The sequence below is a fragment of the Streptomyces sp. NPDC058371 genome, from assembly GCF_042723265.1.
Taxonomy (GTDB): Bacteria; Actinomycetota; Actinomycetes; order Streptomycetales; family Streptomycetaceae; genus Streptomyces.
Genome location: NZ_JBHXJC010000010.1, coordinates 239,328 through 253,933, shown reverse-complemented (window position 1 = coordinate 253,933; position 14,606 = coordinate 239,328). Strand labels below are relative to the sequence as shown.

The following is a 14,606-nucleotide window of genomic DNA, read 5'->3' as shown; positions in this document are numbered from 1 at the left end:
TGTCCGCTTGAGATCGGTCACGTCCACCGTTCGGCAACCAACGGTCGACAGCGAGCGTCTTTTCATCGAACACGTACGGCAGCGCGTACGTAGTGGCCCATGAGAAGCGGCGAGGCCAGCACGGGGAGCTCAGGAGGACGACAGCCGGTCCCGCGTTCCTCGGCACTACAGTGGGTCGGAAACACCCGTAGCGGTGGACAGTGGTCGACGGACCAGGCGAGCAATCAGCAGGGAGCGCATGACGTGCGGCCGGTAGGGAGCAAGTACCTCCTTGAGGAGCCGCTGGGACGCGGCGCCACAGGCACCGTCTGGCGCGCCCGCCAGCGGGAGACCGCGGGGGCGGAGGCCGCCGTGGCGGGCCAGCCCGGCGAGACCGTGGCGATCAAGGTCCTCAAGGAAGAGCTCGCGAGCGACGCGGACATCGTGATGCGGTTCCTGCGGGAGCGGTCCGTGCTGCTGCGCCTGACCCACCCGAACATCGTCCGGGTGCGCGACCTCGTCGTCGAGGGCGAACTGCTGGCGCTGGTCATGGACCTCGTCGACGGCCCGGACCTGCACCGCTACCTCCGGGAGAACGGGCCCTTCTCGCCCGTCGCCGCAGCCCTGCTCACCGCTCAGGTCGCCGACGCGCTCGCCGCCAGTCACGCCGACGGCGTCGTGCACCGCGACCTGAAGCCCGCGAACGTCCTGCTCAAGCAGGACGGCGGCCAGATGCACCCGATGCTGACGGACTTCGGCATCGCCCGGCTCGCCGATTCCCCGGGCCTCACGCGCACGCACGAGTTCGTCGGCACGCCCGCGTACGTCGCCCCCGAGTCCGCGGAGGGGCGCCCGCAGACGTCCGCCGTCGACATCTACGGCGCCGGAATCCTGCTGTACGAACTGATCACCGGGCGCCCGCCGTTCGCCGGCGGATCGGCCCTGGAGGTGCTGCACCAGCACCTGAGCGCCGAGCCGCGCCGTCCCTCGACGGTCCCGGACCCGCTGTGGACCGTCATCGAGCGCTGCCTGCGCAAGAACCCGGACGAACGGCCCAGCGCGGAGAACCTCGCGCGCGGGCTGCGTACGGTCGCCGCGGGCGTCGGCGTGCACGCGAACGCCGCGCAGATCGCCGCCGCCGAGGGTGTCGCCGCGCTGCTCGTGCCGGACCCGACCCCGGCGACGGTGCCGGGCATGGCCGGCGCGGCCGACCCCACGCAGGTGCTGCCGCACGGCGCGGGCGGGTACGACCCGAACGCCGCCACCAGTTATCTGCCGGGGATCTCGGGCGACGCCGACCCCACCTCCGTACTCCCGCACCGCGGCGCGGCCGATCCGACCGCCGTCATGCCGCCGGTGCCGAGCGGGCAGCCCGGCCAGGCGGAGGACCCGCACCCCTGGCAGAACCAGCTGCGTGCGGCCCGCGACCGCAACGAACAGACGCAGGTCCAGTCGTATGTCGACCCGAACGAGGACCCGCTGCGCCGCCGCCCGCAGCGGCAGGTCGCCCGGCCGCAGCAGCGCCCGCAGCAGCAGCGGCCGCAGGGGCAGCAGCCCGGTTACGGCTATCCGCAGCAGCAGCCCCAGCAGTACGCGCCGCAGCACCAGCAGCCGCAGCGGTACGCCCCCCAGCCCCAGCAGCAGCCCCAGCGCTACGCCCCCGCGCCGCAGCAGCCGCAGCAGCCCGCCCGGCAGGCGCGTGAGCCGCGGCAGCGCAGCGCCAACCCGATGAAGATCCCCGGGCTCGGATGCCTTAAGGGATGCCTGTTCACGATCGTCATCCTGTTCGTGGCGGCGTGGCTGGTCTGGGAGTTGAGTCCCCTTCAGGACTGGATCGGGTCCACCAAGAGTTTCTGGGGGCAGCTCAACAGCTGGTACCACACCGTGAGCGGGTGGATCGGGGACCTGAACGGGAAGTCCGGCCAGTAGTAGCCGCACGACTCTGGGGATTTGTCGACACCTGACGGGTGATTTCCGTCTCCGCGGTGAAGGTTGGCTCCTGTGGCGCGTAGTTTTAGCGACAACACGCGTCTGTAGGAGCAGTCTTGGCACGGAAGATCGGCAGCCGGTACACCGCGCACCAGATCCTGGGGCGGGGCAGCGCCGGCACGGTGTGGCTGGGCGAGGGGCCGGAAGGGCCCGTCGCCATCAAGCTGCTGCGCGAGGACCTCGCGTCCGACCAGGAGCTCGTGGGGCGCTTCGTCCAGGAGCGCACCGCGCTGCTCGGGCTCGACGACCCGCACGTGGTCTCGGTGCGCGATCTCGTCGTGGACGGCAACGACCTCGCGCTCGTCATGGACCTCGTCCGCGGTACCGACCTGCGGACCCGGCTCGACCGGGAGCGGCGGCTGGCACCCGAGGCCGCGGCCGCCATCGTCGCGGATGTCGCCGACGGACTCGCGGCCGCGCACGCCGCGGGCGTCGTCCACCGGGACGTGAAGCCGGAGAACGTGCTGCTGGACATGCAGGGCCCGCTCGGGCCGGGCGGCGCGCACCCCGCGCTGCTCACCGACTTCGGCGTGGCCAAGCTCATCGACTCACCGCGGCGGACCCGGGCCACGAAGATCATCGGCACGCCGGACTACCTCGCTCCCGAGATCATCGAGGGCCTCCCGCCGCGGGCCGCCGTCGACATCTACGCGCTGGCGACGGTCCTCTACGAGCTGCTGGCCGGGTTCACGCCGTTCGGCGGCGGCCACCCGGGCGCGGTGCTGCGCCGGCACGTCACCGAGACCGTGGTCCCCCTGCCCGGCATCCCGGACGAGCTGTGGCAGCTGCTCGTGCAGTGCCTGGCCAAGGCGCCCGCGTCCCGGCTGCGCGCGTCCGAGCTCGGCGCCCGGCTGCGGGAACAGCTGCCTCTGCTCGCCGGAATGCCCCCGCTGGACGTCGACGAGCCGGACTCGGAGGCCGCGGAGGACGCGTACGAGGAGACGGCGGAGCCGGTCGCCCCGCGGGAGCGGGTGCGGCGCGGCGCGGTGCCGCTGGTGCCGGGGGCGGCGCCCGACTCGAACCGGGACACCCACACGTCGATGCGGGTGCCCGGGCCGGACGAGCTGGCCGGGGGTGCGCGCGGGACGGCGCGGGCGCCGCGGGCCGCGGGGGCGCCGCGTCCCGGCTCCGCCCGGCACCGCGCCTCCGCTCGGCGGCGGCGTATCACTCTGGGTGTGGCGGGGACGATTCTCGCCGCCGCGGTGGGGGTCGGGACGTGGATCGCCACGTCGGGCGACGGCGCCGGGGCGACGCCCCAGGACCCGAAGCACTCCGCGCCCGCCTCCCCGTGACCGGGCCCCCGGGGGCCGGGAACCGGCCCCCGGGGCCTCCGAGGGCGAGCGCGCAGGCGCGATGAGCGGGCCCGGGGACGAGGGGCGAGTGCCGGTTGCCGTAGCCGTTACGCTGGAGGCGTGGCAGTCGTCGATGTATCCGAAGAGCTCAAGTCCCTCTCCTCGACCATGGAGTCGATCGAGGCCGTCCTCGACCTCGACAAGCTGAGGGCAGATGTCGCCGTGCTCGAGGAGCAGGCGGCCGCGCCGTCCCTGTGGGACGACCCGGACGAGGCGCAGAAGATCACCAGCAAGCTGAGCCACCTCCAGGCGGAGGTCAGGAAGGCCGAGGCGCTGCGCGGGCGGATCGACGACCTGAGCGTGCTCTTCGAGATGGCCGAGGAGGAGGACGACCCGGACACCCGCGCCGAGGCGGAGACCGAGCTCGTCGCCGTCAAGAAGGCGCTGGACGAGATGGAGGTCCGGACCCTGCTCTCCGGTGAGTACGACTCCCGCGAGGCCGTCGTCACCATCCGCGCCGAGGCCGGCGGCGTCGACGCCTCCGACTTCGCCGAGAAGCTGCAGCGCATGTATCTGCGCTGGGCGGAGCGGCACGGATACAAGACGGAGCTCTACGAGACCTCGTACGCGGAAGAGGCGGGCATCAAGTCCACCACCTTCGCCGTCCACGTCCCGTACGCGTACGGGACGCTCTCCGTCGAGCAGGGGACGCACCGGCTGGTGCGCATCTCGCCCTTCGACAACCAGGGTCGCCGCCAGACCTCCTTCGCCGGCGTCGAGATCCTGCCCGTCGTCGAGCAGACCGACCACATCGAGATCGACGAGTCCGAGCTCCGGGTGGACGTCTACCGCTCCTCCGGGCCCGGCGGTCAGGGCGTCAACACGACCGACTCCGCGGTCCGGCTGACCCACCTGGCGACCGGCATCGTCGTCTCCTGTCAGAACGAGCGGTCGCAGATCCAGAACAAGGCCTCGGCCATGAACGTTCTGCAGGCCAAGCTCCTGGAGCGGCGCCGCCGGGAGGAGCAGGCCAAGATGGACGCCCTCAAGGGCGACGGCGGCAACTCCTGGGGAAACCAGATGCGTTCGTACGTCCTGCACCCGTACCAGATGGTCAAGGACCTGCGGACCGAGTACGAAGTCGGTAACCCGGAGGCCGTGTTCGGCGGCGAGATCGACGGATTCCTCGAGGCCGGAATTCGCTGGCGCAAGCAGCAGGAGAAGTAAAAGGCGCGCACTGACAGCGTTTTGTCGACAAGGCAACTGCCGCTCTTCGGACGGCAGTTGCCTTTTGTGTGTGGGTTGTCTGGGTTTTACGTCACAGTCACATGTCCGCACGGCAGGCAAATGACATTGATCCGGACATCGCGTACGCAACGACCTTGACGTTGCTTTGAAAACTGGGGAGGGTGGCGCGTGGCATGCGTATATCCGGGGCGCATGTGAACCGGGGGACTTGAGCAAGTCTCCTGTGACGCCGTGGCCCCGGGCGCTGCTCCATTGACGATGAGCTACTGGGGGTAGCAGACAGATGACCAAGAAGACGCGGATCCGCGTGGCGCGGATAGCCGCCGGCGCAGTGATCGCAGCCGGTGCTTCGCTCACGGCCGCGGGTGCCGCTTCGGCTCTCGACGTCGGCGTGAACGTGGGCGGTCTGAGCGTCGGCGCGAGCGCCGACGATAACGGCGTGGACGTCGGTATCGGTGTGGACGGGCCGTCGGACGAGCCGACGCCGTCCGACACCGGTCTCCCGACGGACCTGCCCTCCGACCCGCCGACCTCGACCGAGCCGTCGGACCCGCCGGAGCCCACCGACGAGCCCACCGAGCCGACCGAGGACCCGACCACCCCCGAGCCGACCCACGGTTCCGGCAACGGTGGCGGCACGGGCGGCAACGACACCGACCCCGACGGCGGCTCCAAGCCCGTCGAGCAGGGTCAGGGTTCCTCCTCGCTGACCGACACCGGCTCGGACACCTCGTCCGACACCTCGGCCCAGGGCACCAGCGACGGCGAACTCGCCGAGACCGGTGCGGGCCAGACCACGTTCCTGCTGATCGGCGCCGCGACGATGATCGCCGGCGGTATCGGCTTCCGGATGCTGCCGCGCCTCATGGGCGGCCGTGGCGGTGCCGTCGCCTGACGGTTCCATCGATGACGTACGCGTGACATACGCACGAGAAGGGCCCGGAGCATCCGCTCCGGGCCCTTCTCGTATGCCTGCTCTTATTGCCTGGGAAACCGCTTCCGCATATCCCGGGGAAACCGCCCTCGATTGCCGGGGAAACCGCTCCGCCCCCTGGAGGCCCGTCCGGCGGCCCTGTGCGGCCGCCCAGTGGCGTCTCGTGTGCCGGCGGACCTCCTCGGAGGCCCCCGGCCGATCCGGCTGTCAGCGGGTCATCAGCGCCACTGCCGCGATCAGGACCGCGAGCAGTGCGATCAGCGCCATCGGGTTCATTCCCGAGAAGGGGCTCTCCTGCTGGAGCCGCTCCCGGTTCGCGCGGCAGACGCGGCAGCGGCCCTCGCTCACGGGGGCCGCGCAGTTCGCGCACACCAGTCGGTCGTACGTCATGCGCTCGCCCTCCTTGCGCCTTCTCTCCGCGTGTACAACGCCGCGGGGAACGCGACCGTTCCCCTTCCACTGTGCCAGGTTCCACGGATTTCGGCGCGGCTCGCCTTATCCTGCCCGGTCCTGACGCGATCGAGGCGTGAAGTTGCCCGTCAATGCCCCTTCAGATCCGTGACAAAACGTGCAAGCCTCGCGCAACCCCGTACGCCGACTGCGCCGGCACACCCGGTTCGCGTATGGTCACGCTCACCTACCCCCGGCGACCCGTGGTGCATCCGTGATCCGATTCGACAACGTCTCCAAGCTCTACCCCAAGCAGACCCGCCCCGCTCTCAGGGATGTCTCCCTGGAGGTCGAGCGCGGCGAGTTCGTGTTCCTGGTGGGGTCCTCGGGCTCCGGAAAGTCCACCTTCCTGCGGCTTGTGCTCCGCGAGGAGCGGGCCAGCCACGGTCAGGTGCACGTGCTGGGCAAGGACCTCGCCCGCCTCTCCAACTTCAAGGTGCCGCACATGCGCCGCCAGCTGGGGACCGTGTTCCAGGACTTCCGGCTCCTGCCGAACAAGACGGTCGGCGAGAACGTCGCCTTCGCCCAGGAGGTCATCGGCAAGTCCCGCGGTGAGATCCGCAAGTCCGTGCCCCAGGTGCTCGACCTCGTCGGGCTCGGCGGCAAGGAGGACCGGATGCCGGGCGAGCTGTCCGGTGGTGAGCAGCAGCGCGTGGCGATCGCGCGGGCCTTCGTCAACCGGCCCAAGCTGCTCATCGCGGACGAGCCGACCGGAAACCTCGACCCGCAGACCTCCGTCGGCATCATGAAGCTGCTCGACCGCATCAACCGGACGGGCACCACCGTGGTGATGGCGACGCACGACCAGAACATCGTGGACCAGATGCGCAAGCGCGTCATCGAGCTGGAGCAGGGCCGTCTCGTCCGCGACCAGGCGCGCGGCGTCTACGGCTACCAGCACTGAAGATCCACGGAAAGGCTTGAGCAGACGCCATGCGCGCCCAGTTCGTTCTGTCGGAGATCGGTGTCGGTCTCCGTCGCAATCTGACGATGACCTTCGCGGTCGTCGTCTCTGTCGCCCTCTCGCTCGCCCTGTTCGGCGGTTCGCTCCTGATGAGCGACCAGGTGAGCACGATGAAGGGCTACTGGTACGACAAGGTCAACGTCTCGATCTTCCTCTGCAACAAGAGCGACGCCGAGTCCGACCCCAACTGCGCCAAGGGGGCCGTGACCGCCGAGCAGAAGGACCAGATCAAGAGCGACCTCGGCAAGATGTCCGTCGTCGACAAGATCGCGTACGAGTCGGCCGACCAGGCGTACAAGCACTACAAGGAGCAGTTCGGCGACTCCCCGCTGGCCAGCTCGCTGACGCCGGACCAGATGCAGGAGTCGTACCGCATCAAGCTGAAGGACCCGGAGAAGTACCAGGTCATCGCGACCGCCTTCGACGGCCGGGACGGTGTGCAGTCCGTGCAGGACCAGAAGGGCATCCTGGACAACCTCTTCGGGCTGCTCAACGGCATGAACTGGGCGGCGCGCGCGGTGATGGCGATGATGCTGGTCGTCGCCCTGATGCTGATCGTCAACACGGTGCGCGTCTCGGCCTTCAGCCGGCGCCGTGAGACCGGGATCATGCGGCTCGTGGGCGCCTCCGGCTTCTACATCCAGGCGCCGTTCATCATGGAGGCCGCGGTCGCCGGGCTCATCGGCGGCGGTGTGGCGTGCGGCTTCCTGGTGGTCGCCCGCTACTTCATCATCGACCACGGTCTGGCGCTGTCCGAGAAGCTGAATCTCATCAACTTCATCGGCTGGGACGCCGTTCTCACCAAGCTGCCGCTCATCCTCGCGACGAGTCTGCTGATGCCCGCGTTGGCCGCGTTCTTCGCGTTGCGCAAGTACCTGAAGGTGTGACACACGCCAATGGGGCCGTACTGCCAACCGGCGGTACGGCCCCCTGCGTTGTCCTAGACTCACCGGCATGTCAGGCCGTGACCTGTTCTGTCAGCCCCGCCGCATCGGCCGCGGGGCCGCCCTGACATTGGTCTTCGCCGGCGTCCTCGCCGCCGGTGCCGCGGCCGGCACCCTCCCCGAGCCCGGCCGGAAAGGCCCGCCCACCTCGTCGCGGTCGACCCCGGTGGGCCACCACTCGGAGGTCACCGAGGCGGCCGCCGAGGCCATGGCCGACGGCAAGTCCCCCATGGAGGCCGCCGAGCGCGCCGTCAGCCGCAGCGGCGACCGCTGGGGCGCGGTGTACTCCCAGGGCGAGTACGAGGAGTTCGAAGAGGCCCTCGACGGCCAGTACACCGGCGTGGGGCTGTGGGCCCGGCGCGAGCGCGACGGCAGCATCGAGGTCAGCCGGGTCCAGGCGGGGTCCCCCGCGGCCGCCGCCGGGATCCGCAAGGGTGACCGGCTGCGCAGCGTGGACGGCCGGAGCGTCGACGGCAGGCCGGTCACCGAGGTCGTCGCGCTGCTGCGGGGCGACGCGGAGGACGCGGTCGCCGGTACGGAGGTCTCGCTCGGTCTGGAGCGGTCCACGCGCGCGTGGACCGAGAAACTGCGCCGGGCCCGGCTCTCCACGGACCCCGTGACCGTGCACAAGCTCGCGGGCCGCGTCACCGTGATCAAGGTCGCCTCCTTCACCAAGGGGTCCGGCGACCGCGTACGCCAGGCGGTCGCCGAGGCGCCCCGGGGCGCCGGCATCGTCCTCGATCTGCGCGGCAACTCCGGGGGACTGGTCGCCGAGGCCGTCACCGCCGCCTCCGCCTTCCTGGACGGCGGTCTCGTCGCCACGTACGACGTGAACGGGGTGCAGAAGGCCCTGCACGCCGATTCCGGCGGCGACACCGTGAGGCCGCTGGTCGCGCTTGTCGACGGCGGCACAATGAGCGCGGCCGAGCTGCTCACGGGCGCGCTCCAGGACCGCGGCCGCGCCGTCGTCGTGGGCTCCAGGACCTTCGGCAAGGGCTCGGTCCAGATGCCGAGCCGCCTGCCCGGCGGGTCCGTCGCCGAGCTGACCGTCGGGCACTACCGCACCCCCTCGGGCCGCAGCGTCGACGGGCGGGGCATCACTCCCGACCTGGAGGCGGACGACGAGGCCGTGCAGCGGGCGGAGACCGTACTGAGCGGGCTCGGCGACCCTTCGTAGCCGCCGGGGCCGCGGCCCCCGAAATCGGGTTCCCCTGCGACCCCCCTGTAGTGCGAAAATGGCCAGCACTATGGCCAAGGGAATGTACGTACCGAAAGAGTCCCAGCAGAAGCAGGGCAGTCAGGGAGCCTCCTCCGGCAAGAAGGACGGCAAGCGCAAGATCGTCGCGCAGAACAAGAAGGCGCGGCACGACTACGCGATCATCGACACCTACGAGGCCGGGCTCGTGCTCACCGGCACCGAGGTGAAGTCGCTGCGCCAGGGGCGCGCCTCGCTGACGGACGGCTTCGTCCAGATCGACGGGAACGAGGCGTGGCTGCACAACGCCCACATCCCCGAGTACAGCCAGGGCACCTGGACCAACCACACGGTGCGCCGCAAGCGCAAGCTGCTGCTGCACCGCGAGGAGATCGACAAGCTGGAGTCGAAGTCCCAGGAGACGGGTCACACGATCGTGCCCCTCGCCCTGTACTTCAAGGACGGCCGCGCGAAGGCCGAGATCGCGCTGGCGCGAGGCAAGAAGGAGTACGACAAGCGGCAGACGCTGCGGGAGAAGCAGGACCGGCGCGAGTCGGACCGGGCGATCGCGGCGGTCAAGCGCAAGGAGCGCGGCGCGTAGCGGGGCCGCCGCCGGGAATACGCTGGCACCGTCGTACGTTGGTCACGTACGATGGCAACTGCACCCCACAGCGGGTGTGTGGATCGAGAGATCCGGCCGGGTCGTGAGATCCGGATTTGAAAAAACAACATGGGGATGATCGGTTTCGACAGCGGCTGTCGAAGCAGGGGAAGCGAGCCGAGGAAGCGGCAATGATCTCGTTAACCATATGTCGCAACCAATAATCGCCAATTCCAAGAGCGATTCCCAGTCCTTCGCCCTCGCTGCCTAATAACAGCGACTGAAGGACCCTAAAAGGGTGTCAGCCCGGGGGTGTTCCCGACCCGGATCCTGGCATAATCTAGGGAACTAAACCGCCGAGCCCGGTCACGGGGTTCGGTGGGAAATCAAACAGTGACTGGGCCCGTCGGAGACTTGTTCGCGAGATCACCGGGGCCGAGAAAATCACAGCGAACTGCGCTCGGAGAAGCCCTGATTCTGCACCGTTGGACGCGGGTTCGATTCCCGCCATCTCCACAATTCCCATGTGAGACGAAGGCCCGGTGGTCATGACGACCACCGGGCCTTCGTCGTGCTCGGGGCTGTCGTCGCGCTCAGAGCCTTCGTCGTACTCAGCGCCTTCACCGGACGACGTCTGCCGCCGGCACACACGAGGGGTGCGCGTTGTGGTGTCCCACTCCATATCGGGAGGGCGTACGCGCTTCTACGGTCCCTCCCCATGACCGAGACCAGAGCCGCAGTACGCCTTCTTCTACCGGTGGCCCTTCTGGCCGCCCTTCTCTCCGTCTTTCTGCCGCCGGGAAAGGCCTCAGCGGCCTCCCTCCAGGAAGTCACCGGCTTCGGGAGCAATCCCGGAGCGCTGAAGATGTTCCGCTATCTGCCCGCCGGGCTCCCCGCCGGACGGCCCGTCGTCGTGGCATTGCACGGGTGCACGCAGAACGCGGCCGGGTACGGAACCGGCAGTGGCTGGACAGAGCTCGCCGACCGCTGGGGCTTCTCCGTCGTGCTGCCGCAGCAGCAGACGGCCAACAACGCCTCGTCCTGCTTCGACTGGTTCCAGAGCGGTGACATCGAGCGGGGCGGGGGCGAGGCGGCCTCGGTCGCGCAGATGGTGGACCGGCAGCTCGCCGACGTCTCCGGAGACGCCTCACGCGTGTACGTCACCGGGCTCTCCGCCGGGGGCGGCATGACGGCCGTGCTGATGGCGGCGTACCCCGAGAAGTTCGCGGCCGGCGGGGTCGTCGCGGGGCTGCCGTACGGGTGTGCGCAGGCCGCCGGGTCGCCGTACGTCTGCATGTACGTGGGCGCCACCCAGACCCCGCGGCAGTGGGGCGACCGGGTGCGCGCCGCGCGTCCCGGGTACACCGGGCCCTGGCCGACGCTGACCGTGTTCCAGGGCTCGGCCGACACCACGGTGAAGCCCGTCAACATGACCGACCTGATGAAGCAGTGGACCGACGTCCACGGCGCCGACCAGACGGTGGACGCCGCTGACACCGGCGCCGGCTATCCGCACCAGGTCTTCCGGGACGGCGGCGGCCGGGCGGTCGTCGAGACGTACGGCATCACGGGGATGGGGCACGGGCAGCCCGTCGATCCGGGGAGCGGGACCGGGCAGTGCGGCACGGCGGGGGCGTACATCCTGGATGTGAACCTGTGCGCCGCCTACCGGCTCGGGCATGCGTGGGGGCTCGGCTGAGGCGGTGAACGGCGGTGGCGGGGAGAGGCACCCTGTCGGGGAGCCGGGTCTTCGGGGATGCTGCTGTGGCATGAAGAGACCCGTGAGCACATCCGCGAAACGTGTCAATTCCCGTCGCCGTGCCTGGAGTTGGGTGGCCGCGCTGGTCCTGGCGGCGGCCACTCTCAGCTGGAGCGCACCGGCCGGCGCGGAGTCGGACCGCAGCGGGCTGCCGGAGGCCATCGACACCGTGCTGGGGGACAGCCGCATGGCCGGCGGGACCGCGAGCGTGGTCGTCGCCGACGCCCGGAGCGGCGAAGTGCTGTACGCGCACGAGCCCACCACCCGTCTGATGCCCGCCTCCAACACCAAACTGGCGACCTCGGCCGCCGCGATGGAACTCCTCGGCCCCGACCACCGGTTCACCACGGACGTCCTCGCGACCGGTCGCCGCCATGGATCCGTACTGGACGGAGACCTCTATCTGCGGGGGACCGGCGACCCCACCCTGCTCGCCGCCGACTACGACCGACTCGCCGCCGCACTCGCGGAGTCGGGCGTCCGGCGGGTCGGCGGGCGGCTGGTCGCCGACGACACCCGGTTCGACAGCCGGCGGCTCGGACGGTCGTGGGCCGCCGACGACGAGTCCTCGTACTACGAGGCGCAGATCAGCGCGCTCAGCGTGGCGCCGGACACGGACTACGACACCGGGACCGTGATCGTGCAGGTGGCGCCGGGTGCGAAGGCGGGGGACGAGCCGGTCGCGACCGTCACACCGCGGACGGACTATGTCGACGTCGACGTACGCGCCACCACTGTGGCCGCGGGCGGCGCGAACGATCTCACCGTCGAGCGGGAGCACGGCACCAACACCGTCGTCGTGAGCGGGACGGTGCCCGTGGGCGGGACCGCCGCCAAGGAATGGGTGACCGTCTGGGAGCCCACCGGGTACGCCGCCGCCGTCTTCCGGGACGCCCTGGCCGCGCACGGGGTGAAAGTCGTCGGCTCGACCCGGCTCGGGCGGGCGACTCCGCAGGGGGCGCGGCGGCTCGCCACCCATGAGTCCATGCGGCTGAGTGACCTCCTCGTCCCGTTCATGAAGCTGTCCAACAACATGCACGCCGAGATCCTGACCAAGGCCATGGGCTACCAGGCCGTGGGCAAGGGCACTTGGAGCGCCGGGCTCGACGCCGTCAGCGGCTATCTGAAGAGTGTGGGCGTCGACCCGGGGACGATACGGCAGGTCGACGGGTCCGGGCTGTCCCGGATGGACAACTTCCCGGCCGGGCAGCTCGCCGAGCTGCTGCTCGCGGTACGGGCCGAGCCCTGGTACGCGGACTGGTACCGGTCCCTGCCCGTGGCGTGCGACCCCGACCGGTTCGTGGGCGGGACACTGCGCTCCCGGATGTGCGGGACGCCCGCGGCCCTCAACGCGCGGGGCAAGACCGGGTCGTTGACGGGGGCCTCGGCGCTCTCCGGGTACGTCACCGACGCCGGGGGGCGCGAGCTGGTCTACAGCGTCGTCCTCAACAACTTCCTCGTCTCCTCCGTGAAGCCGCTGGAGGACGCCATCGTGGTGACGCTCGCCGGCTCGACCGCGAAGGCGGCGGTGGCCGTGACACCGAAGTCTCCGCGCGGATCCGAGACGAACGGCGACCTGGAGTGCGCGTGGCGCAAACCGGCGCAGTGCTGAGGGGTGCGGGACGCGGGCCGCGTAGGGGTCGGTGGCCGCGTGGGGCTCTGGGACCCGGGGGACTGCGCCCCGGGCCCCTTCAGCCGCTCGGGGAGCCGGGTTTCTGCACCGGCTCCGGGGCTCGCGCCCCTTCAGCCGCTTGAGGCCGGGGGAGCCCGCCTCGGGTCCCTTCACCCGCAACGGCGCCGTCCTGCCCGTACTGCGCCCGCCGCCGAGGCCAGTAGCGCGAGCGCCGCCGCGGAGACCGGTACGAGGTAGCCCGCCGGCGCCGACAGGTGCTCCACCACCCAGCCGCCGCCGGCCGAACCGCAGGCGATCCCGCCGAGGAGGCCGGTGACCGACAGGGTCATCCCCTCGTTCAACCTCCCCTCGGGGGTGCGCTGTTGGACGAGGGTCATGCCGGTGACCATCGTCGGGGCGGTGGCCATGCCGGCGACGAGCAGGGCGCCCGCGAGGATCAGGAGGGAACCCGTCAGGGTGGCCGCCAGGAGGGGCAGCGTCAGCAGGGCCGTCAGGGCGGCGACGCACCACGGGAACCGCCGTTCCGCGGGGCCGGCCGGCTTCAGGGCCCCGTACAGCAGCCCCGCCGCGCAGGAGCCGGCCGCCTGCAGGGCGAGGACCGACCCCGCCGCGGACCGGTGCCCCAGCGCGTCCGCGAACGCGATGGTGACGACCTCCATCGCGCCGAACACCGCGCCGACGGCGAGGAACACCACGAGCAGCGGGGCCATGCCGGGTGCGCGGAGCGGCGACACGGTCCGCGCCCCCGCACGCGTCCGCACGGGCGGTTCGGTCGAGCGCTGGGCGGCGAAGACCAGGACGCCGGTCAGCAGCAGGACGACTCCGGTCAGCGTGCCCGCCTCGGGGAAGAACGCCGAGCACAGGAAGGCCGCCAGCACCGGGCCGAGCATGAAGCACAGCTCGTCCGCGGCCTGTTCGAAGGAGTTCGCGGTGTGCAGGGCCTTGGCGTCGCCCTTGAGGAGGTGGGCCCAGCGGGCGCGTGACATGCCGCCGGTGTTGGGCGTCGTGGCGGTGGCGGCGTACGCGGCGAAGAGGGTCCAGTCGGGGGCGCCGAGCCGTACGCAGAGCAGCAGCGCGAGCGAGCCGAGCGCGGCGATCAGCGTGGCCGGTACGGCGATGCGTGCCTGGCCGTAGCGGTCGACGAGCCGGGCGGTCCACGGGCCGACCACGGCGGTCGCCGCGAGACCGGCCGCCGTGACTCCACCGGCGAGCGCGTACGAACCCCGCGACCCCGCGATCATGATCACTGCGCTGACGCTGAACATGCCCATGGGCAGCCGTGCGACGAGATTCCCCGCGGTGAAGGCGCGGGCGCCGGGGATGGTGAAGAGGTGCCGGTACGGATTCCCCGTGGTGAGGGCGCCGGGGACGGTGAAGAGGCGCCGGTACGGATTGCGTTCGGCGCCTTTCCGAGCCGGGTCCGGGACGTGTGCCCGCCGCATGCGGGCCTGCCCGGCGGACCGGACCCTGCGGCGAGGTCCGAAGTCGGCGGCCACCAGGCTGTCCCCGGTGACGGTGAAGCGGACCGAGGGGGCTTCCTCGGAGGACGGTTGCGGCATGGATCAACCGTCTCCCGCCCGGGGAGCAGGGGTCCAACACCGAACGCGATGGCGATTGA

Annotated in this window: 12 protein-coding genes and 1 other RNA gene; 11 read left to right on the top strand and 2 right to left on the bottom strand. The window is 70.8% G+C overall.

The window, feature by feature from the left end; all coding sequences use genetic code 11:
* Window positions 1-243 precede the first annotated feature (243 nt).
* The 4 genes from ACFWM2_RS27350 (at window position 244) to ACFWM2_RS27335 (ending at window position 5,403) form a co-directional block, all read left to right on the top strand.
* Complete coding sequence (locus tag ACFWM2_RS27350) at window positions 244-1,908, top strand: serine/threonine-protein kinase (RefSeq protein ID WP_383285233.1); 1,665 nt, start codon at window positions 244-246, stop codon at window positions 1,906-1,908.
* A gap of 116 nt (window positions 1,909-2,024) precedes the next feature.
* Entirely contained in the window at window positions 2,025-3,260 is a 1,236-nt protein-coding gene (locus tag ACFWM2_RS27345) for a serine/threonine-protein kinase (RefSeq protein ID WP_383285230.1), read from the top strand.
* Window positions 3,261-3,380: 120 nt separating this feature from the next.
* Window positions 3,381-4,487: a peptide chain release factor 2 gene (gene prfB, locus ACFWM2_RS27340; protein WP_383285227.1), complete on the top strand. Its 1,107-nt coding sequence runs from the start codon at window positions 3,381-3,383 to the stop codon at window positions 4,485-4,487.
* A 304-nt stretch (window positions 4,488-4,791) separates the two neighbouring features.
* Complete coding sequence (locus tag ACFWM2_RS27335; protein WP_383285224.1) at window positions 4,792-5,403, top strand: hypothetical protein; 612 nt, start codon at window positions 4,792-4,794, stop codon at window positions 5,401-5,403.
* Window positions 5,404-5,649: 246 nt separating this feature from the next.
* Here the strand turns inward: ACFWM2_RS27335 and ACFWM2_RS27330 are convergent, their stop codons facing one another.
* A complete protein-coding gene (locus ACFWM2_RS27330) occupies window positions 5,650-5,832 on the bottom strand; it encodes a hypothetical protein (RefSeq protein WP_383285221.1) in 183 nt (60 codons plus the stop codon).
* Between the two features lie 274 nt (window positions 5,833-6,106).
* Here ACFWM2_RS27330 and ftsE point away from each other — a divergent pair, with 274 nt between their 5' ends.
* The 7 genes from ftsE to dacB all read left to right on the top strand — a co-directional run bounded on the left by ftsE (window position 6,107) and on the right by dacB (window position 12,967).
* A complete protein-coding gene (gene ftsE, locus ACFWM2_RS27325; protein WP_383285218.1) occupies window positions 6,107-6,796 on the top strand; it encodes a cell division ATP-binding protein FtsE in 690 nt (229 codons plus the stop codon).
* A 29-nt stretch (window positions 6,797-6,825) separates the two neighbouring features.
* Complete coding sequence (gene ftsX / locus ACFWM2_RS27320; RefSeq protein ID WP_383285215.1) at window positions 6,826-7,743, top strand: permease-like cell division protein FtsX; 918 nt, start codon at window positions 6,826-6,828, stop codon at window positions 7,741-7,743.
* Between the two features lie 67 nt (window positions 7,744-7,810).
* Complete coding sequence (locus ACFWM2_RS27315) at window positions 7,811-8,977, top strand: S41 family peptidase (protein ID WP_383285212.1); 1,167 nt, start codon at window positions 7,811-7,813, stop codon at window positions 8,975-8,977.
* An 82-nt stretch (window positions 8,978-9,059) separates the two neighbouring features.
* Complete coding sequence (smpB, locus tag ACFWM2_RS27310) at window positions 9,060-9,596, top strand: SsrA-binding protein SmpB (protein WP_383285209.1); 537 nt, start codon at window positions 9,060-9,062, stop codon at window positions 9,594-9,596.
* A 131-nt stretch (window positions 9,597-9,727) separates the two neighbouring features.
* Window positions 9,728-10,115: a transfer-messenger RNA gene (gene ssrA, locus ACFWM2_RS27305) on the top strand.
* Window positions 10,116-10,314: 199 nt separating this feature from the next.
* A complete protein-coding gene (locus tag ACFWM2_RS27300) occupies window positions 10,315-11,295 on the top strand; it encodes an alpha/beta hydrolase family esterase (protein ID WP_383285205.1) in 981 nt (326 codons plus the stop codon).
* 70 nt (window positions 11,296-11,365) lie between these two features.
* A complete protein-coding gene (gene dacB, locus ACFWM2_RS27295) occupies window positions 11,366-12,967 on the top strand; it encodes a D-alanyl-D-alanine carboxypeptidase/D-alanyl-D-alanine-endopeptidase (protein ID WP_383285202.1) in 1,602 nt (533 codons plus the stop codon).
* A gap of 170 nt (window positions 12,968-13,137) precedes the next feature.
* Here the strand turns inward: dacB and ACFWM2_RS27290 are convergent, their stop codons facing one another.
* A complete protein-coding gene (locus ACFWM2_RS27290) occupies window positions 13,138-14,547 on the bottom strand; it encodes an MFS transporter (RefSeq protein ID WP_383285199.1) in 1,410 nt (469 codons plus the stop codon).
* Between the last annotated feature and the right edge of the window lie 59 nt (window positions 14,548-14,606).